The organism is Vibrio sp. MED222 (assembly GCF_000153005.1).
Lineage (GTDB): Bacteria > Pseudomonadota > Gammaproteobacteria > Enterobacterales > Vibrionaceae > Vibrio > Vibrio tasmaniensis_A.
Map to the genome: position 1 here is coordinate 216,240 of NZ_CH902607.1, position 19,842 is coordinate 236,081.

Annotated in this window: 20 protein-coding genes; 9 read left to right on the forward strand and 11 right to left on the reverse strand. The window is 43.3% G+C overall.

The annotated features are described in order from the left end of the window. Positions 1-39 precede the first annotated feature (39 nt). The 3 genes from hutG to hutC all read right to left on the reverse strand — a co-directional run bounded on the left by hutG (position 40) and on the right by hutC (position 3,168). Positions 40-1,104 carry a formimidoylglutamase gene (gene hutG / locus MED222_RS13790; RefSeq protein WP_009846492.1) on the reverse strand — a complete coding sequence of 355 codons (1,065 nt, stop codon included), beginning with the start codon at positions 1,102-1,104 and terminating at the stop codon, positions 40-42. After that, entirely contained in the window at positions 1,091-2,341 is a 1,251-nt protein-coding gene (hutI, locus tag MED222_RS13785) for an imidazolonepropionase (protein ID WP_009846493.1), read from the reverse strand. Before hutI ends, hutG begins: the two co-directional genes overlap by 14 nt. Positions 2,342-2,454: 113 nt before the next feature. Beyond that, on the reverse strand, positions 2,455-3,168 hold the full coding sequence (gene hutC, locus MED222_RS13780) for a histidine utilization repressor (RefSeq protein ID WP_009846494.1): 714 nt from the start codon (positions 3,166-3,168) through the stop codon (positions 2,455-2,457). Positions 3,169-3,349: 181 nt separating this feature from the next. On the opposite strand from hutC, the gene MED222_RS13775 reads away from it, so the two are divergent. After that, positions 3,350-4,093, forward strand: coding sequence for a sporulation protein (locus MED222_RS13775; RefSeq protein ID WP_009846495.1), 744 nt, complete (start codon positions 3,350-3,352; stop codon positions 4,091-4,093). 118 nt (positions 4,094-4,211) lie between these two features. Here MED222_RS13775 and MED222_RS13770 read toward each other — a convergent pair whose 3' ends face one another. Beyond that, positions 4,212-5,195, reverse strand: coding sequence for a DUF3187 family protein (locus MED222_RS13770; protein ID WP_009846496.1), 984 nt, complete (start codon positions 5,193-5,195; stop codon positions 4,212-4,214). Between the two features lie 303 nt (positions 5,196-5,498). Between MED222_RS13770 and MED222_RS22620 the strand changes: the two genes are divergently transcribed. Further along, entirely contained in the window at positions 5,499-5,792 is a 294-nt protein-coding gene (locus tag MED222_RS22620; RefSeq protein WP_009846497.1) for a hypothetical protein, read from the forward strand. Between the two features lie 160 nt (positions 5,793-5,952). Next, positions 5,953-6,768 (forward strand): tetratricopeptide repeat protein, encoded by an 816-nt coding sequence (locus tag MED222_RS13760; protein ID WP_009846498.1) that lies wholly within the window; start codon positions 5,953-5,955, stop codon positions 6,766-6,768. 244 nt (positions 6,769-7,012) lie between these two features. On the opposite strand, the gene MED222_RS13755 is transcribed toward MED222_RS13760, so the two are convergent. From MED222_RS13755 to MED222_RS13740, 3 genes are all read right to left on the reverse strand, one after another. After that, positions 7,013-7,363 (reverse strand): hypothetical protein, encoded by a 351-nt coding sequence (locus MED222_RS13755; protein WP_009846499.1) that lies wholly within the window; start codon positions 7,361-7,363, stop codon positions 7,013-7,015. Positions 7,364-7,592: 229 nt separating this feature from the next. Next, positions 7,593-7,787, reverse strand: a complete 195-nt coding sequence (locus MED222_RS13750; protein ID WP_009846501.1) for a hypothetical protein — start codon at positions 7,785-7,787, stop codon at positions 7,593-7,595. 1,071 nt (positions 7,788-8,858) lie between these two features. Next, the gene (locus MED222_RS13740; RefSeq protein WP_009846503.1) at positions 8,859-9,482 is read right to left on the reverse strand and encodes a hypothetical protein; all 624 of its coding nucleotides are present in this window, start codon (positions 9,480-9,482) and stop codon (positions 8,859-8,861) included. 493 nt (positions 9,483-9,975) lie between these two features. Between MED222_RS13740 and thrS the strand changes: the two genes are divergently transcribed. The 6 genes from thrS to MED222_RS13710 all read left to right on the forward strand — a co-directional run bounded on the left by thrS (position 9,976) and on the right by MED222_RS13710 (position 14,154). Then, entirely contained in the window at positions 9,976-11,904 is a 1,929-nt protein-coding gene (gene thrS / locus MED222_RS13735) for a threonine--tRNA ligase (protein WP_009846504.1), read from the forward strand. Positions 11,905-11,906: 2 nt separating this feature from the next. Further along, complete coding sequence (gene infC / locus MED222_RS13730; protein WP_077680304.1) at positions 11,907-12,458, forward strand: translation initiation factor IF-3; 552 nt, start codon at positions 11,907-11,909, stop codon at positions 12,456-12,458. 104 nt (positions 12,459-12,562) lie between these two features. Further along, positions 12,563-12,757 (forward strand): 50S ribosomal protein L35, encoded by a 195-nt coding sequence (rpmI, locus tag MED222_RS13725; RefSeq protein ID WP_004738430.1) that lies wholly within the window; start codon positions 12,563-12,565, stop codon positions 12,755-12,757. A gap of 42 nt (positions 12,758-12,799) precedes the next feature. Next, entirely contained in the window at positions 12,800-13,153 is a 354-nt protein-coding gene (gene rplT / locus MED222_RS13720) for a 50S ribosomal protein L20 (protein WP_004733517.1), read from the forward strand. Between the two features lie 168 nt (positions 13,154-13,321). Then, entirely contained in the window at positions 13,322-13,636 is a 315-nt protein-coding gene (gene yqfB / locus MED222_RS13715) for a N(4)-acetylcytidine aminohydrolase (RefSeq protein ID WP_009846506.1), read from the forward strand. A 68-nt stretch (positions 13,637-13,704) separates the two neighbouring features. After that, on the forward strand, positions 13,705-14,154 hold the full coding sequence (locus MED222_RS13710) for a hypothetical protein (RefSeq protein ID WP_009846507.1): 450 nt from the start codon (positions 13,705-13,707) through the stop codon (positions 14,152-14,154). A gap of 120 nt (positions 14,155-14,274) precedes the next feature. Here MED222_RS13710 and MED222_RS13705 read toward each other — a convergent pair whose 3' ends face one another. The 4 genes from MED222_RS13705 to MED222_RS13690 form a co-directional block, all read right to left on the reverse strand. Then, positions 14,275-15,513, reverse strand: coding sequence for a leucine-rich repeat-containing protein kinase family protein (locus tag MED222_RS13705; RefSeq protein WP_009846508.1), 1,239 nt, complete (start codon positions 15,511-15,513; stop codon positions 14,275-14,277). Positions 15,514-15,627: 114 nt separating this feature from the next. Next, positions 15,628-17,202, reverse strand: coding sequence for an ABC-F family ATP-binding cassette domain-containing protein (locus MED222_RS13700; RefSeq protein WP_009846509.1), 1,575 nt, complete (start codon positions 17,200-17,202; stop codon positions 15,628-15,630). A gap of 495 nt (positions 17,203-17,697) precedes the next feature. Then, on the reverse strand, positions 17,698-18,276 hold the full coding sequence (locus MED222_RS13695) for a TetR/AcrR family transcriptional regulator (protein ID WP_009846510.1): 579 nt from the start codon (positions 18,274-18,276) through the stop codon (positions 17,698-17,700). Then, entirely contained in the window at positions 18,273-19,709 is a 1,437-nt protein-coding gene (locus tag MED222_RS13690; RefSeq protein ID WP_009846511.1) for a coniferyl aldehyde dehydrogenase, read from the reverse strand. Before MED222_RS13690 ends, MED222_RS13695 begins: the two co-directional genes overlap by 4 nt. Positions 19,710-19,842: the final 133 nt, after the last annotated feature.

The window sequence follows — 19,842 nt, forward strand, 5'->3', positions numbered from 1 at the left end:
GTAGTTGTAGTTGTAGTTGTAGTTATCGGTATAGCTGGATTAGTCGCTGGCCATTGCACTGGCTATATCCCAACACAAACGTGCCGCCAATCGAGCCGTTTGGCCATCGATGTCGTAGTCTGGGTTGTATTCCGCAATGTCCGCGATAATGAGTTTTTCACTGTGTTTGAAAATCTGTTCTAGAAACGGAGCGAGTGCTTCATAGCTCACGCCTCTTGCCGCTGGTGCACTTACGCCCGGCGCAGTCGCTGCGGGGAATACATCGAGATCAATGGTGAGATAGAGGTAATCACATTCAGCGATGAATTTTTGCAACGTAACCAGTTGAGCGACTTGGTTAACTTGGGTCATGTTGCGGTCGTGTTCATACCAAACACCCAGTTGGTCAGCTTTGTTAAACAGCGCTTTGGTATTGCTAGCAGCACTCACGCCAAGACAAGCGTAATGAAACGGCCATTGATGTGTATGGCAGTAATCACTTATCTGGTTGAAAGGCGTGCCTGAGCTCGGTTTAACATCGGCGATTTCGCTTTCAAATTCACGAAGATCAAAGTGAGCATCAAAGTTAACGATGCCGATCTTAGGTTTGTGTATTGGCTGATCTTTATCAATACGTTCAGTTTTATGAAGGCGTTCTGCTTTATGTAAATGTTCCGCGAGGCCTTGGAAAGATGCCCAAGCAACTTCGTGACCACCGCCAAGGGTAATCACTTTGTTGGTTGATAAAGCATTAGCAATAACAGAAGCACACTGTTTTTGACTGACTTCGAGTTGACCATCGTTACATTCGATGTCACCAAGGTCCGCGATGTGTGTATCACTGTGCCAAGCCATATTAGCCAACGCTTGACGAATCAGGTTGGGTGCTTGTCTTGCGCCCACTCGTCCTTTGTTTCTTGCAACGCCTGCATCGCTGGCAAAGCCAACTAAGGCGATAGCGCTATCAGTAAGCTCGTTACCTAAATCGCTACTTTGAACTTGTTTGGTAATGTGATGAACGCGTGTACCTAGTGCGCCATCTTCAAGATCATTACGTCCCGTCCACACGAAGTTATGTACGGTTTCTGAGTTCTTTTGAATGCCGTTGGAATTAGATTGAGTCATGACACACCTCGCCATTAACAATGCGTTTATGAAGATGAGGAACACCGACTTGATAGCTTAGATCGGCAGGGTGCTCGATATTCCAGATAGCTAAATCAGCGGCATAACCAACTTCAATTTTGCCTTTAGTTTGTGAGTCGCCAATGGCAGCCGCAGCGTTACAAGTTACACCGCGCAGCGCCTCTTCAGGCGTCGTACTAAACAGGGTGCAGCTCATGTTCATCATTAGAGTTAAATCAGCAAAGGGAGAAGTGCCGGGGTTTAGGTCGGTCGCGATTGCCATTGGAATGTCGTGTTCACGAAGTAGGGCAACGGGCGGTTGTTGAGTCTCTTTTAGGAAATAGAAAGCTCCGGGTAGCAAGGTCGCAACTGTGCCTGATTCCGCTAGTGCCTTGACTCCGGTTTCATCAAGGTACTCAACATGATCGACAGAGAGTGCACCGTATTTAGCTGCGAGCGCACTGCCGCCCATATTTGAAAGCTGTTCTGTGTGGCCTTTAATCGCTAGTCCGTGTTCTTTGGCTGCTGCAAATACACGTTCGGTTTGTTCTAAATTGAAGCCGATAGATTCGCAGAACACGTCAACTGCATCGGCGAGTCCTTGCTCTGCGGCTTTAGGAATGATCTCTTGGCAAACCAGATCGATATAGCTGTCTGGTTGTTCTTTATATTCAGGTGGCACAGCATGCGCTGCAAGGAGAGTGGTGGTGATCTTAATTCGGCGATGATTCTCTAACGCTTTAGCTGCGCGTAACATCTTGAGCTCATCTTCAAGTGTTAAACCATAGCCAGATTTTACTTCGATGCTGGTTACGCCACTTCTTAGCAGGCCATCGAGTCTAGGCAAAGCCATTTCAACCAGTTCGGATTCTTGCGCTGCGCGGGTCGCGGTTACTGTCGCCAGAATGCCGCCGCCTTGCTTGGCGATGTCGGTGTAAGACACACCATTCAAACGCTGCTCAAATTCATTGGCACGATTACCTGCAAATACAAGGTGAGTGTGGCAATCAATTAACCCAGGGGTGACGAGTTTGTTTTTGCAGTCATAGGTGACGTAATCCAAAGAACCATCAACACTTACTTGTTCTAATTCAGAAGCAAGTGCCTCGTGGTTTGAACAAGAGATGGACACGATCTTACCGTTTTCGATAACGATATTTTGAGGGGAAGTGGGCTGATAACCATCGGTTCCCGAACTCATGGAGACCACTCGTGCGTTTTTGAGGATCAAATTCATAATCACCTAGATCTTTGCTAAACATTAAATGTATATACAAATAAATAGGCTAAACGCTGACCCGAATCAAGTTGATGTTGCAAAAATGTGATCGGCGATCAGGATGATGTTCTTTAATCTAGAAGTATCTTGGAGCTTAATTTGTACTTAGAGCCGGGATGGTAGAGCAATGCAAAGCTGATGAGGCGTTCTTTGCTCCATGTTCTTCTATTCAAAAGAAGGCAAGGCTCTGATTCTGATAACTTTAGTGACGTTCTTATTTGAGAGTCAGGAATAATGGCTTCAACCGTGTGTTCGATAGCACTCAACGGGCAGCTTTTTGAAAGGTATTCATTGGGTGTCGAGGTTGAAAAGTCTTGCTCTAGGTATTTTGGAGCGGTTTGAGAGTTCACCCAGCGCGCTTCTAATTGAATCGGTGTGTTGTCAGCAAAGTGGATGATTTCACTATAGAATACTTCGGCATTGATCATCACACCTAGCCGTGTAGCCGTGCTTTCATCAGCCTTGATGCTCTTGTGTTTGATAACTTGGCTAGTATACGTTTGGCCACGGTCTTTGATCTCTTGCGCGATGTTGTTGATATCAAGCAGAGGAGATTGCGCTTTTTCGTCAGGCTCACAAACAAAAGTGCCCAGTCTTGGCTTCCTGATGAGCTTGCCTTCAGACACCAGATCTCGAATGGCTTTATTCACCGTCATTCTGCTCACATTGAACTGCTCGGTGAGTTCGAGTTCTGTGGTTATCTGGTAACCCACTGGCCAGTGACCACTGGTGATATTGTCGTCTATGAACTGTTTTATCTGAAGGTAGAGCGGCGCTTTCGACATAATGAAACCTTATTTGACTATACAAATAGAGTAACGGAATTTTTCACGATTTCAACATTTCCTCGGGCAATGTGACCTTATTCAACATAGATGGGGCAAATTGCTTGATTCTGTGAGGCAAGTGTCGCAAATTGTCACGCAATAACTATTCGTAAATCAGATAATTAGAAAGGGAAATAATATGTTTAAGAAATTAAAGGCCTCCTTGGGCATCGGTGCAGCAAAAGTTGATACCGTCTTAGATAATATTGAAGTTTTCCAAGGTGGAGAGTTGTCTGGCAATGTTCACATTGTTGGCGGCGACGTTGAGCAACAAATCGACCTGATCAACTTGGTTCTCAACACAGAAGTAAAAGTCGAAACGGAAGGTAGCACCAGCTACGAAACATTTTCGTTAGGTCGTATTCAAGCCGTAGAGCCTTTCGTGATCCAACCGGGTGAAACCAAATTGGTGCCATTCCGTCTTAAGTTAAATGATGAAACGCCAGTCACCGCGTTGAACGCGCAAATGAATCAGTGTCATGTGTGGGTTGAAACCAACCTAGATATCGGCTTTGCGATTGATCCTAAAGACCGCGACTTCATCTCCGTACACCCATTGCCAACAGTTGCTAAAATCATCCAAGGCGTGGAAGCATCGGGAATGGCAATGGTGAAAGCAGACGTAGAGAAGGGCTTCTTGAAAGGCAACAGCTTTACTTCTCGCTCTGGCTGTTACCAAGAGATTGAATTTCGTAGCGGCGGTTTCATGAATAACAAAGAGATCGAGCTATCATTCATCGTTGAAGGCTCAATGGTTCACTGCTTAGCAGAAATCGATCGCTCAATGAGCTTCCGTGGCGACCAATACATCTCATTCAGCATGCCTGCAAACGCGGCCGATTCTGACATTCGCAACGCAGTCTCAAGAATCATGAGTGCGTAGTCGGTCTCTGTTAGTAGTCATTCTGTCTATTAATAGAGAGACGGTAATACGATTTCTAAAGCCGAACTTAACCGTTCGGCTTTTTTGATTCTACTATCTGTCCAGTCCTGAAATGGGTTTACCACTGGTGCCGATAGGACAATTGAAAGGCAACATCGGTGGAGTTGTCCATATTGAAGATGTTCTCGATTATGGATATCTCAACTGCCGAGCGTTGCATGAGATAGCGATAGCCAAACATCATTTCATTCGCGGCTTCTGAAAACTCAGTGTCACCATCTTCTGCGCCTTCATACCAACGGTATTCAAGATGCAATTCATGGTTTTCAAATAGCGTGAGTTGATAGCCGCCCATCCATGACCATGTCGTCTTCTTATGCGAAAAGCTATTCTCTGCTTCTCTACTGGACTGATTCGCTAACCCTAAGCTTGTATAGAAGGTATTGATGTCGAGTTGGTATGCATAGTTGAGTTGAGCGCTTTGTTCGGTGCTGTTTCCCTTAAATGCACCGTGGCTGACGTTGTTATGATAGAGGGAGACACCAAAAGATAGTCCGTGGTTTTCAAGGTCTATGATTTGGTATTGAGTGTAGAGTGTGAAAGCACTTGTCAGCGTGTCGCCAGAGAAGTCACTGATATTGATGCCATGGCTTGGCGCGTAAACATCAAATTGGTGTCTGTCTTTACGTTCCCGCCCTGCTTGGTCGATGCCAAATAGATCGTGGTAATTGATGATGACTTTATCAAGGTGATTGTTGGCGGCGTATAACCAGCGGTAGTTGAACTCTATTTGCCATGCTGTTGTTAGTTGCCATTTCAGCCCTGTTTGAAGTTGATTCTGATAATAGTCTAAATGATAGTCGTGAGAGTTAGCCCATATACTCGCGGCGGTTAAAGAAGCAAATACTTCAAGCTTGTTTTCTTCGAGCGGAAAGCCAGAGCGGAGCGTTGGAGTAAGACGAACTGACTGCAATGGTGCTTGGGTATAACTGATTAGCGGGCCGTAATCTTTGTTGGCCCATGCGGTTGGAGTAAAAACAACAGTTGCTATTAGTAATGATAAAGGTGGTATGAACGATATAAAGACAGCCTGTTTTCCCATATGCACCTCATTCGCATTCCGTTGCCTCTATATAGCTTAGTTCTAAATAACTCGTTTGTAAGAGATAAGTTGGAAGGGCGTACTCACAAGAGATAGGACAAATAGTTGAGTTGATACAGCTTGACTGGAAAGAGGAGGGGCAGGGAAGTTACCGCTAGCATATGAAACCTATCATTCGTGGCTAAAAAATTGCTGGCGAGACTGTCTTATTGCTGATTTTTAAAAAACGTTCACATTGAAAATGATCTATTAGATCAACAAGTAAAAACCATCTAGATCATAATTGCAGAGGACAGTATTAGTATGGGTAATTTTGAGCAAAAAGGTGAGGTGAGTCACGCTTTAGTGGCTGCTGCGCGACTTGCCCCGCACCAGGTGAAATGGGTGAAGTTAAGCAAGACCCAATTAAAGGTATTTAATTCGATAAAGCAGGGTGAAGAAGTGACAGCGCAACTTATTGCTGAGCGATGTGATTTGTCACCAAGTTGGGCCAGTTCTCTTTTGAGAAGTTTATATCTGAGATGCTATCTAACGAGATCGAGTGTAGGGCTAGATTTGGGAGGAGTGCAATTTGGTTATCAACATTACAATAATTGAATGTTCTAAAGGCAGCCGTCTTGCATATCGAAATTATACTCAAGTTGAATCGTAATCTTCGGCATTTCGATTGAATAAGCCTCAGCTTTTGCGGCACAATGGCAGAGATTGATGAGATCAATAGTATCGTTGCTGAATAATTAATTTGGAGTTGTGGTTCGTGGGAAAAGTTATAGGTTTGGAGAGCATTTTTAAAGCCGGAGTCATCGTATTGCTAACCCAGCAAGTCATGGGTTGTGTAAGTAGCCCAAAATCTGTGAGTATTTTGAGCACTGAACATGAACCCATTTATTCTTTTGAAGAAAAAAGCTGCAGTAAAGATATCAAAGCTTCTGATTATTATAGCAACCCTAAAGCGTTGAATAGCTTGTTGGATTGGCATCTAACTTCACCTGAAGTGAGCAACCCAGCGTGCATGAATAATATAGGTTGGATATACCACTTTATAGAAAGGGATTACCCCAAAGCACAAGAGTGGTACAAGCAGGCTGTAGCTCAGGGTAATTTGGATGCTATATATAATTTAGCATTATCTTATGATAGCCAATCTCCAACGCTTGGTAATTATGAGATGGCTTTCTCTTTGTATAAGCAGGCTGCGGAACAGAACCACATGTATGCTCAAAATAATTTGGCTCAAATGTATGAGCGTGGGCATGGGACACCTACGAACTTCACTAAAGCTAAATATTGGTTTGAAAAATCTTCTAATCAGTTTTACAGCCTAGCTTTTGTTCACTTAGGGTATCTCTATGAATATGGTTACGGTGTGGGTCAGGATTACGAGCAAGCGAAGCGGTATTATAAACAAGCTGTACAATTAGAAGATGCTAAAGGTGAGTTGCGCTTAGCATTGCTTTATTTGAGAGGGCAGGGTGGAGCTGTTGATAAAGAAAAAGCAATATTGCTGTTACAATCGTCAGCATCTAAAGGTAATAGTTACGCAAAATATCATCTATCTTTATTGTCTAGCTAGTCAGTAAATTCAGTAACCTAGGTTCTTCTGCAGCCTATAAGGTCGCAAACGCGGCTACACCCCGCGAAATAAAAATTTTTCGGGTCATATAGCCACCACCACTGGCATGACACTGAATTGCCAATATCGAACTTAGGTTTTGAGCGTGATGCGTAACGCTAAGCTGTAACCATCTTGTTTGCTTTAACAAACGAATGGTAAAAATGCAAAGCGTTGCAAATCAATCTTGAATAGTTTGCTATGTTTACTGATTCGTTTTGACCTCCTCTTGACGCTTTAGCGATGCTTTAGATTCTTGAGGTTTGATTACAGTGGATAGGAATATATCCTTGTAGATTCCTTTCACTGAAGCTGCAGTCACCGCAAAACCAGCGATTAATATGTATAGATCAATTTCATTTAGTAGTTTTTTAGCATCATCATTAAACGTTCCTAGAATGAGCAAAAAACCGCATATGATACCACTGGATTGAAGTATGGCGTTTACCATTACAGCCTGATTGAACTCGCGTTTCGCTCTGTGACACCTGTATGTATATATTAAGATCAAGATAGCTCCCAATATAGCCGATGGAATATATATGGCTTTATCCATTTTTATCCCCTTTCGCTACAGAGTCTCCAATTAAGCCTCCTAAAATGCCACCTATAATAGCGCCAAATGGGCCTCCAATTGATGCTCCAAATATTGCACCTCCAGCTGCAGCCCCCATGACCCTAGAGCTATCGTGTACTGGTGTATCATAAAGCTCATAATCAGCTTCGAGTTCTGCAACGCCACTCGATTTTTCAGATGTGTAATTGATAATACCTATAGGGTATTATCAAACCTTCATCTCTACCTCATAGCTGGAACCACAGTTATGACATTCTTCAGAGATTATTGCGGTGTATTCATTCTCATCCCCCATCTGCCTACTTGAACCACCAGTAACTTCAAAAGAAGTAACTTCTTCTTCGTAAAACTCCCCACACTTTGAGCAGCGAAATTTTGCTTTGCCCACTATTCCATCACTCATAATTCAAAATATCTCCTGTATACTTAACACTATATTAAGGTGTGAGTCATGTTTGCCAAGACACTTAACCAGAACACCATAAACACTGGACTACACCCAAACCAAAAATACCGAGCGTGGGGAATAACTCTTAGTCGTTTGTCAGCAGCTCCGATTAGCACGACATTCAAGGTACGCATACCGATTTAACTCAGATATAAAGAATCTTGAAAGAGTATCTACCGATGACGCCTTTAACAGGATCGGTACAGCGAAATATTTATATACAAACGAAATTGGTAGCACCACCAACGCGTACATTGTAACTATTAATATGATGCTAAAAAAAGCGAAGCTTTGTACCTTGTCCCAAGTAACATTCTGCAATAATTCATATAACACTGTATCACTCTCCGATTTGGAAACGGTGATAAGAGCAATAAGACTAATTAGGTAAATAACCAAGCTCAGAATCCTATTCTTCGAGTCTGGGGAGTAGATAAACTGGAAAAACCGACTCCATTCTGATTGAGTTGATAAACCATGCTTACTTGCATCAGTCTCTCTCACTTCCTTTAGGTTCTTCATTGCTTCAAGAAGTGACTTACCAATGTGAGATACAAGCGATTGTAGATAAACAGCTTTGTGAAAGTCGATATTATCACTATCAAGAAGAGTGTAGCTGGACAAATGTCGAATGAGATTTTTGTCATAATGTCGCCGTGCAATTCCACCAAGAAAGCCTGCAATTAGCATTGGAAGAATTGATATGTTTACGTAGTCCAAAACAAGCTGTAAATAACCAGCAAGAGCAAACAGAATAATAGAAATAGACAGGTACCCTAAACCTTCCATTCCAAAATATCGCATACTGACAGTATTGGAGTAGTACGTTCTCGCTAAATATTTAAGCTCTTCCAACTTAACTTGTCTCCTGAAGTCTAAAAGGACTGCTAAAGCAGCGTTAAGTGGTGAGTAACGCAAACCACCTTACCTAAAGCTATTGTGCTGTAAATTTAAGCTGAAGCAAACCAAAAATGCCGAGTGTTGGGAATCGGTTTTAAGCGCTTGTGAAGTCCCATTACTACAATGCTAAATAGTTGGCACTGACGGTAATGATTCAAAGCGCATTGCTCCAACTGCCCATTTGTTACCCGAAATTGCATATTGATGTAAGTTTTCCGGTGAAGAAAGTATAAAGCCAGAGAGTTTCTTCTTTGCTGCTTTCGATGAATACCTTTTTTGGCACATATCAACAAAACCGCTGATACGCTCGGCTATGTCACCTGGAAACCTAAACTCTACATTTTCGTCGTAACGAATTTGGGCTCTATATTGCAGACTCTTTGGCAATGTCCCTTTTCGCTTCCAAGCAATCATTGGCATTGGTACTCTTGGTATTTTCGAGCTTTTTGGTAGATAAGAAACATTTGGATCCAGTAACACATCGTTGACTTCAACCCAATAATGACTTGGTTGATCACGATTTGAACCAGCAAAGCCCTCTAAGGAAGCTTGACGTCCATCGATTGACATTGTGAATGCGCCGACATTACCCCCGACAATAATGGAACTAACACCTTCTTTCTGCAGTATCGAATATATTGCACAAGCCGTATAAAGACACCGAGAGTCATAATCTGTTGGAAATGTTTTTTTCAAACACCAATCTATTGTTGCGAACAAATTGTTAACTTTAACTCGACCAAGCATCATTACATTCACCTTTACTATTTGATGGTTCGATAAACTCACTCTGGTACTTAATGCTTCTTATACGGCAATGCTTCGTATTTTGAGGCTGAATGATGCCTAATTTATATATTCGATTCAACAATGAATCAATGGGTTAGTGATGTATTAGAGGTGTTAGATTGCTTTGTGGCGAGTAACCTTGATCTGTAGCCATGATAGGTCTTAGTATTGTGAGAGGGTAAGAAGAGGGGGCATCGCATTAAAACAGCAGAATAATCGTATTCGGTCAGTGAAGGTGAGATGTTTCCTTAACCTCTTGTTCAGTACATTATTGTCATTTCATGTTAATTCGTTACAATACCTTTGGAATAAATGAGGGTGCATCTGTATTTGTACCTGAATTTGTACCAATTCTTACATATATCCCCATCAAGTTATCTAACTTGTTGAATTAAATATATTAAATAATTTTCATGTGTTGCTTGGTGTGCAACACCACTGTAAAGGACAAATAATGCCAATTATTACTCTTCCTGACGGTAGTCAGCGTCAATTTGACAACCCTGTATCAACTCTAGATGTTGCCCTATCAATCGGTCCTGGTCTTGCGAAAGCAACCATTGCTGGTCGTGTAGATGGCGAGCGTGTTGATGCTTGTGATCTTATCGAAAACGATGCAAGCCTAGAAATCATCACAGCTAAAGATGAAGTTGATGGCCTTGAGATCGTTCGTCACTCTTGTGCTCACCTTTTAGGTCACGCGATTAAGCAGCTTTTTCCAGAAGCGAAAATGGCGATCGGTCCTACCATTGATAACGGTTTCTACTACGATATCGACCTTGAGCACTCTCTAACGCAAGAAGATCTAGAAAAGATTGAAAAGCGTATGAAAGAGCTAGCGAAGACCAAGTATCAGGTTGTTAAGAAGAAAGTTAGCTGGCAGGAAGCGCGTGACGCATTCGAAGCTCGCGGCGAGACTTACAAAATCGAAATCCTGGATGAGAACGTTTCTAAAGACGATCGTCCAGGCCTGTACCATCATGAAGAATACATCGATATGTGTCGTGGTCCACACGTTCCACATATGGGCTTCTGCCAACACTTCACGCTACTTAACGTAGCGGGTGCTTACTGGCGTGGTAACAGTGACAACAAGATGCTTCAACGTATCTACGGCACTGCATTCCACGACAAAAAAGCGTTTAAGGCTCACCTAGTGCGCCTAGAAGAAGCGGCTAAGCGTGATCACCGTAAAATCGGTAAGCACTTAGATCTATTCCACATGCAGCAAGAAGCACCAGGCATGGTGTTCTGGCATCATAACGGTTGGACTATCTTCCGTGAGCTAGAAGTATTTATTCGTCAGAAGCTGACTGAGTACGATTACCAAGAAGTAAAAGGCCCATTAATGATGGACCGTGTTCTTTGGGAGCGCTCTGGTCACTGGGATAAGTACGCTGAAGCGATGTTCACGACTTCTTCAGAGAACCGTGAATACGCGATCAAGCCAATGAACTGCCCTGGTCACGTTCAAATCTTTAACCAAGGTTTGAAATCTTACCGTGATCTACCGTTACGTATGGCTGAGTTTGGCTCATGTCACCGTAACGAGCCGTCTGGCGCACTTCACGGCATTATGCGTGTTCGTGGCTTCACTCAAGATGATGCTCACGTATTCTGTACTGAAGACCAAGTTCAGCAAGAAGTTAAAGCTTGTATTGAAATGGTTTACGATACTTACACAACTTTCGGTTTCGAAAACATTGTTGTTAAGCTATCTACTCGTCCAGAACAGCGCGTAGGTTCAGACGAAATGTGGGACCGTGCAGAGGCCGATCTTAAGCAAGCGCTTGAGGCGATGGAGATTGCATACGAGATTCAAGAAGGCGAGGGTGCGTTCTACGGACCTAAGATTGAATTTACTTTGCATGATTGTTTGGACCGCGCATGGCAATGTGGTACAGTGCAGCTCGATTTTGCATTACCAGAACGTTTAGGTGCAACTTACGTAGGTGAAGATAACGAGCGTCACACGCCAGTTATGATTCACCGCGCGATTTTAGGTTCACTAGAACGCTTCATCGGTATTCTTATTGAAGAATACGCTGGCTTCTTCCCAACGTGGTTGGCGCCAGAACAAGCAATTGTTATGGGCATTACAGACAAACAGTCTGAATATGTACAAGAAATTGCGAAAAAACTGCAAAAAAGTGGATTTAGAGTCAAAGCAGACTTGAGAAATGAGAAGATTGGCTTTAAAATCCGCGAACATACTTTGAAACGTGTACCGTTCATGCTTGTGTGTGGTGACCAAGAAATGGAAGCCGGCGAAATTGCAGTACGTACACGTAAAGGTAAGGACCTTGGCAAATTTAAAGTGGATGACTTTATTTCATACATCCAAGCCGAGGTTTCAAGCCGTAAGCTCAATCTGGAGGAATAGCTATTAAAGGCGGAAGACGTGGCCAACAACCGGCCAAACAAAACCAGCACCGTTTAAACGGTGACATTCGTGGCGTTCGTGAAGTGCGTCTAACTGGCGCAGACGGCGAAGCTGTTGGTGTAGTAACAATCGCTGAAGCGATGGAAGCTGCAAATGAAGCTGGTATGGATCTTGTAGAGATCAGCCCTAACGCCGAGCCGCCAGTTTGTCGTGTGATGGACTACGGTAAGTTCCTCTTCGAGAAGAGCAAAGCTGCGAAAGAGCAGAAGAAAAAGCAAAAGCAGGTTCAGATTAAGGAAATTAAATTCCGACCTGGAACTGATATTGGAGACTATCAGGTAAAACTACGCAACCTGACTGGTTTCCTTGAAGACGGCAACAAAGTGAAGGTAACAATTCGCTTCCGTGGCCGCGAAATGGCTCACCAAGAAATCGGTGTTGACGTTCTTAATCGTTTGAAAGTAGATACTGAAGAATTTGCAGTTGTCGAATCTTTCCCAACGAGAATTGAAGGTCGCCAGATGATCATGGTGTTGGCCCCTAAAAAGAAGTAATTAACGGCTTTGCAAGTAATTAAACCCTGCAGCCTCAGGTTGCGGGGTTTTATTCGCCCTAATTACTATGTTATTAACAACTCAACAATGCGGAGTTATTCATCATGCCTAAGATGAAAACCAACAAAGGTGCTGCTAAGCGTTTCCAGAAAACTGCTGGTGGTATTAAGTTTAAGCACGCTGGTAAACGTCACATCCTGACTAAGCGTACTACTAAGAACAAGCGTCAGCTACGTCCGAACTCGATCCTTCCTAAATGTGAAGTTGCTCAAGTTCTACGTATGATGCCATACGCTTAATTCTTTTTAGTTTATAAATTCGTTTAGTTTAGGAGAAGCATAATGCCTCGCGTAAAACGTGGTGTACAAGCTCGTGCACGTCATAAGAAAGTTCTAAAACAAGCTAAAGGTTACTACGGAGCACGTTCACGTGTTTACCGCGTAGCTTTCCAAGCAGTTACCAAAGCTGGTCAATACGCTTACCGTGACCGTCGCAACAAGAAACGTCAATTCCGTCAACTTTGGATTGCACGTATCAACGCGGCATCTCGTCAAAATGGTCTATCTTACAGCCGTTTCATCAATGGCCTTAAGAAAGCATCTATCGAGATCGACCGTAAGATTCTTGCTGACATCGCAGTATTCGACAAAGCAGCATTTGCTGTTCTAGTTGAAAAAGCGAAAGCATCTCTATAATTTAGAGTTAGCTTAAAGGTTTAATAAAAGGAGAACTTCGGTTCTCCTTTTTTATTGCCTGCTATTTGGCTTTGCCGCATTCTCTCGCATCTAATTTTTATTCGCTTGAACAAGCATTCTGGTATATAAACATTTACCTAACCTTTAAATGTTAAGCGACCGAGATAAATGACCGCACCGACTACTATGACGTTCTTCGAACGTTTTGAAACTGACATCCTTTCTGGCAAGAAGACGATTACTATTCGCGATGAATCTGAGCGCAATTACCAGCCAGGTAGCGTTGTAGAAGTATCAACGCTAGAGCAGGGACGTGTATTCTGTAATCTTAAGATCATTAGTGTAGAACCAATCTTGTTTGATGACTTAGGTGAGTTCCATGCGGAGCAAGAGAACATGACGCTAGAAGTCCTCAAGGGTGTGATTCAAGATATCTATCCGGGTATCTCTCAACTGTATGTGGTTTCTTACGAGCTTGTGTAACCCGCTTTAAATAGAATTTGTTGATCAATACAGCGTCTAACGCAGAGCAATGAGAAAGGGAAGTCACAATGAGTGAATTACAGAATGGTGCAGCTCAGCAAATTTTGCTCCAACTTTATTGTCGTGAGCAAAATGAGCAGCCGTTAATCTCTAGAACTGATCTCGACCTTGCTCTTTATGATAGCGAAGGCTTTCTAGCGTGGCGTGATACAAAGCGTGACTTCATTGTCAGTGATATCGAGAATCGAGTTTGGGTGAAGAGTTGCCCCGGCGGTTACATCACTGAAGTACACTTCAATGTTGACGGTTCTCTGATTGAATATCGTTTGTTCGATCGATTTGAAACAACAGGGCAGTGGCAACTAAAAGATGGGTTGTTACACGTCGAGATTTTGAAGGGCGAGAATCGCTACCAGTTTACTGTTGTGGCTCGTGCTGATCTCAATATTCACTCTGCGGTGGAATATAAAAATGGTGAGCTGCATTCGTATCTGAAATTGGTGCAGGCTGAGCGTTAATCCCTTTTAGCCGACCTTGCTTGTCCATTAGAATAAGTGATATTCCAAGAATAAAAAAGCCAACAGTGATGTTGGCTTTGTTGTTTTCAATTCGACCGAGTACTTCTGAACAATGAACTATTAAGCTTCGAAGTTCGCCAATTTAGTATAAAGTTCGCTGTCTTGGTCTTGCTTTGTACATACCGCCAATAGGTCTTCAATAAAGTACTTCAGTGCACGCGCTTCAATTCGACGAATGCCTTGTTGTTGCTCTTCAGTCAGATAACCGTAGATAGTCGCGGCGCCAAAGTCACCAAAGATCATCTGACCTTGCTCGTTAACTAAAGTGTTGTGTGCGTATAGATCACCATGACAAACTTTGTTGGCATGAAGGTGTTCAAACACATCAATCATCTGTTCGGTAATGCTATTGATCTGAGCAATTGAAAGCTTAAAGCCTTCGTTGAACGTATCACGAGTGCAGCTTTCAAGAGTAGGGGGCAAACCTAGGTTGTAGAAGTTGCTCGGGATAAGCTCCATCACCAACGCTAGGTAGTTCTCTTCATCAACTTGAGCGATAGACTTCACAAGGTTGCTATGATGACCAGCTTGAAGGCATGCTTCAAGTTCATCATGTGGGTAACCGTCACTGGTTACTTCGCCTTTGAATACTTTAACCGCCACTTCTTGTGGGAAATCAAAGTCACGGTTTAACCAGTTAGCATGTGAAATTACACCAGACGCACCTTGGCCCAGCACTTGATTGAGTGAGTAGCATTGCGAGCTTACGGCAGGCACGCTATCTAAGCTACTTGGATGTTTGCAAAATGGGTTACCCGCAAACGCTAACCAAGCCAGTTTTGGTAGCTTGATAAGGAACTCTGGGAATTCAGTCAGTTGGTTTGCAGACAGACGAACCAGTTCAAGGTTTGATAGCTTTTCCATACTTTCTGGTAAAACACGAATCTTGTTACCCGCCAATGCGAGTTTTTGTAGGCGTGGTCTTTTACCTAAAGAGCGAGGGAGAACCTCGATCTCATTGTCGGTCAGGATTAACCAACGTAGTTGAATCGGTAGAGACTGCTCGCTAACGGTTTTGATTTGGTTGGTTTTGAAGCCAACCATTTCAAGCTTAGGAAGTAACCCCAGAACATCAGGCAGGTGCGTGAACAGGTTATTCGACGCGAAGATAATACGCAGGTTAGTCAGCTGTGATAACTCTTCTGGTAGATCTGACAGCTGATTGCCTGAAAGGTCTAGGATCTCAAGAGAATCAGCAAGTTCCAAAATCTCTAAAGGAAACTCGGTGAGACCTTCTGACAGTTTTAAGCGTTTAATCCCTTTAAGTTGCCCTGATTTTAATTGTTCTAGAGTATGCAAACCTTAGCCTTATGAATAGATGTTCGAGGCGCGTAGTTTACTTGTCTCAATCAAGAAAGGCGAGCACCGGAACGATGCTCGCTTAACTAAACTAAGTGAACGATTTTACAAAGGTTAAAGTCGTATATGGTTTTGGCTAACGCCGACCTCCTCAACAAAATCGCTATCATGACTGACCAAGATGAACGCACCTTGGTATTCACGCAGAGCCGAAGCCAATATTTGCTTTGAGTCTATGTCCAAGTGATTGTCTGGCTCATCAAGCAAAAGAAGTGGGGCATCCTGTTTATGACTGACGATCAACATCGCCAACTTCATTTTCTCGCCACCACTGAGGTGAGCGACTTTGCGATATACAGACTCTCGCCTGAACCCAATCCCTGCCAACAAGGTTCGAGCGTCACTTTCTGTTAACCCAAAGCTGTGTGTCATCAAACTATCGAACATGGTGTCGTTGGTGTCTAACAGGCCAAAGTGTTGATCCAAGTATACGGTCGCTCCTAAGCGCTTAATGGGCCCGATATAGTTCGAGTGTTGGCCGTGAATGGCTTTTAACAGTGTCGATTTTCCGCACCCATTAGCCCCAGTTAGATAACATCGTTCTCCTTGTGATAGAGAGAAGCTAATAGGAGCACCAGAACCAAAACTTAGGCGACACTCTTCAACGGTTAATAGTGAGTGTTTTTTAGAACGATTCGCTTGTTGTAGGTACAACGCTTGCGGCTTCAGTTGTTCTTGTTGTTCTTGAAGAGATTGAAGTTTATGTTGGTTTTGATCCTTTAAGTTCTTGTGGCTTGTTGCCGATGCACCTTGGGTTCGCCCTGCTTTATCTTTCATTGCATCCAATAATATCTTGGGTTGGCTACCCGATTTTCGGAGTCGGTTACCTTGAGACTCACGTTGTTGGGCTTTTTCCTTGTTAGTCTGAGCTTGGCGCTCGAGTCGTTTCTTTTCCGATTGATGATGCGTTATCTGCTTGTCCAGTGCTTCACTTTGACTCGACATTTGCGTGAAGTAATCATCGTAATTCCCGTTATAGAAACGCATGCCCAAACTGTTGAGGTGATAGATCCCTTCCATGTGTCTCAACAAGCTTCGATCGTGACTGACGACAAGTACTTTTCCTTCAAACAACTGGCATTGTTCTAGTAACCAATTGCGCCCTTCGTTATCCAAATGGTTTGTAGGTTCGTCGAGAATCAGTATGTCGTGGTTTGATGCGAATAACCGATGAAGCTGTAAAAGGGCGAGTTGCCCACCACTCAATGTATGGCACGGCGTGGTTAACCCACTGGTTATTTTCAATGTGGCTAAAAGTTGCTTCGTGTTCGCTTGTAAATCCCAATCCTCGCCAACGATATTGAAGTGCTGAAGTTCGCAACTGCCTTGTTCTATGGCGTGCAATGCGTCTAACTTTTCGGTGAGCCCTAAGAAGTCAGCGATGGTGGTGGCGGAATCCAGTAGCGTTGATGGCAACTGGGAGTAAAAGCCGATCGAGCCTTGTTTGGAAACACTGCCTGATGTGGGTTGTGTTTGCCCGACCAGTAACGAAAGCAGTAGTGACTTTCCAGCCCCATTTCTTCCGACTAGGCCGGTGAGGCGAGTGCTCAAATTAAAGGTGATGTCTTTGAATAACCACTCTCCAGTATCGAGTTGGAATGAGAGATTGTTGGCTAATATAGTAGGCATAAAAATACCTCCCTTTACGTGTAAACGAGTAAAAGGGGTGAGGCGCTTTTTCTATATAGAACCCTACACAGAATTCTATGTATAGATCGCCAAAGACGTTACTTAGGTAGCGTACCAATCAAAGATAGGAAATAGAGTGCTGATCTGATTTCTGTCTTTAAGGTGCTGATCTTAAAGATGTAGCTTGTCAAAAAACGGATCTTTAAGAGCTTGATTTGTCGCGAAAATAGATGACGAAGTAACGCCCACTAACCCCGAGTGTCCAAATGATTTTTATAAAAATAAATCGGATGTCAGGATGTTAGTACTTCATTATGGCGTTATTCTCTTTTGAAATGATGGTGGGATGGTACTGAAAGAGGGTGCTTAAAGTCAATATGGTGATGTGATTAAAATGTATCCAAATAATTAAAGCGCCTCATTCCTATATATAGATATAGCCATGAGGCGCTTTAGAGTGTTCTTTGAAAGCAAGAGCTTCAAATAATGTGCAAATTACAGGTTTTGTCCGCCGACAGCTCGCCAACACATATCAAAGCTATCATTGATGTACTTCGATGTTTGCTCTGGTGGAGATTCGTTTTGCTCAATAAGCCAGTTTGCACAAATTAGAAAGTGGCTGTGGATGAAGTGCCTAACAAGGTTGATGTCTAATACCATCAGTTCACCAGTTTCTTGTCCTTTCAAAATGATCTCGTCTAATGATGCGAACATCTGTGAGACGATGACTTCTCGAGTTTGAGTCGTCGGATCGAAATGAACATTAGTGAAGAACTTCATCGCAACTGGATTTTTTAACGCCCATTCAAGCCCTGTAATCCACATGAACTTAAAGGCTTGGTAGCGATCTTGTTCAGCGATTTCTGTGTGCTGGTCAAGGGTAGAAAATAGCTCTATTTTCAGTTCACGAAACAGTTCATCAATCAGTAGAGATTTGTTCTCAAAGTGATGAAACAGTGTCGCCTTTGCTACGCCTGCTGTTTTCGCTATTTGTCCTGTAGATGTACCCTCTAGCCCTTGCTGAGAGAAGAGCAGGAGTGCAGCATCTAGGATTTTTTGCCTTTTCGTAATCATCTATTTACTACTTTGAACAGAATCTTTTTAATTGGGTTGTTGTAAGGAGGGTGCATTAACTTGGTGAAGTTAATTTTTCCTCTATTTAGAACGGTTTTGGCATGGCTAAAGGTCTTGAAGCCTTCAATACCGTGGTAGTGTCCCATGCCTGAAGGGCCAATGCCACCGAACGGCGCATCTTCTGCTGCCACATGCACTAGCGAGTCGTTGATACAAACACCGCCAGAATGCGTATTCGATAAGAACTGGTCTTGGGTTTGCTTATCATGACTCATCAGATACAGAGCAAGTGGACGTTCTCTTGCTGTGATGTAGCTGATCGCTTCTTCAATAGAATCATAAGGCACGATAGGCAGAATAGGGCCAAACAACTCTTCTTGCATTGCGACCATGTCGTCGTTCACTTCGGTTAGAAGGTGTGGCGTCATTCTGTGGTTCACATCGTCTTGTGCTTGCTCGGTGACAGTGTGAATAACCGCACCTTTAGACTGAGCATCTGCAATCACACCCTTCAAACGATTGTATTGGCGCATATCGATCACTGAGGTTAAGTCTTTGCTTTCAATACCGGCTTTATAAAGTTTTTTGAAGTACTGCTTATAAGCCGTGATGAACGCGTCGACTTTTTCTCGTGGCGATAAGATGTAATCGGGTGCTACGCAAATCTGGCCAGCGTTTAAGCTTTTTGCAAACAGGATGCGTTCAACGGCGTCAGCCACATCAAAGTCGGGAGCAATAATCGTTGGAGACTTGCCGCCCAATTCCAAGGTTACAGGCGTTAAGTTGTTGGCTGCTGCTCTCATGACGTGCTTACCCACAGAGGTCGAGCCAGTAAATAGAATATGGTCAAACGGGAGCTGGCTAAATTTAGCGGAAACGTCAGCTTCGCCTTCGATAATCGCGACTTGATCTTCGTTAAAACCCTCAGCCAACATCGCTTTCAAAACTCGGTTTGTCGCAGGAGTGAACTCAGACATCTTGAGCATTGCAGTATTACCTGCCGCCAGCGCCGTGATGAGAGGACCTAAAGAGAGCATCACCGGGAAGTTCCAAGGAACAATGATACCGACAACACCCACTGGTTGATAATGAACCGTGATCTTCGCGGGTGTCAGCATTAAGCCTGCTTTTCTGCGAGATGGCTTCAACCATTTCTTAAGGTTCTTCAGGCTGTAATTGATCTGGTGAAGAGAAGGGGTGATATCAGCAATCAAGCTGTCGTGTTTTGCTCGATGGCCATAATCTTCAGATACTGCCTCAATCAACTGCTCTTGGTAGCGCATTAACAACGCTTTTAGTGCTGAGAGGTCTTTTCTTCTCTGCTCAAGCGTTGGACTAACATTACTGCGGTAGTGATTTTTTTGTCGGTTGAATGTTTGATCCATGTCGTTGATGTTCGACGTGGTTGGTTCAAGGTCTAGATTATGGCTCATAGTATCCCCTAAATTCTAAGGCTGACCGATTGGTTGGTCAGTTGAATTTACAAGAAGATCGAATCGAATACAAGATATGCACGAGAAAAGTTCAATAATTGAGCGGCTACAACATTGAAGTGAGCGAGTTTTA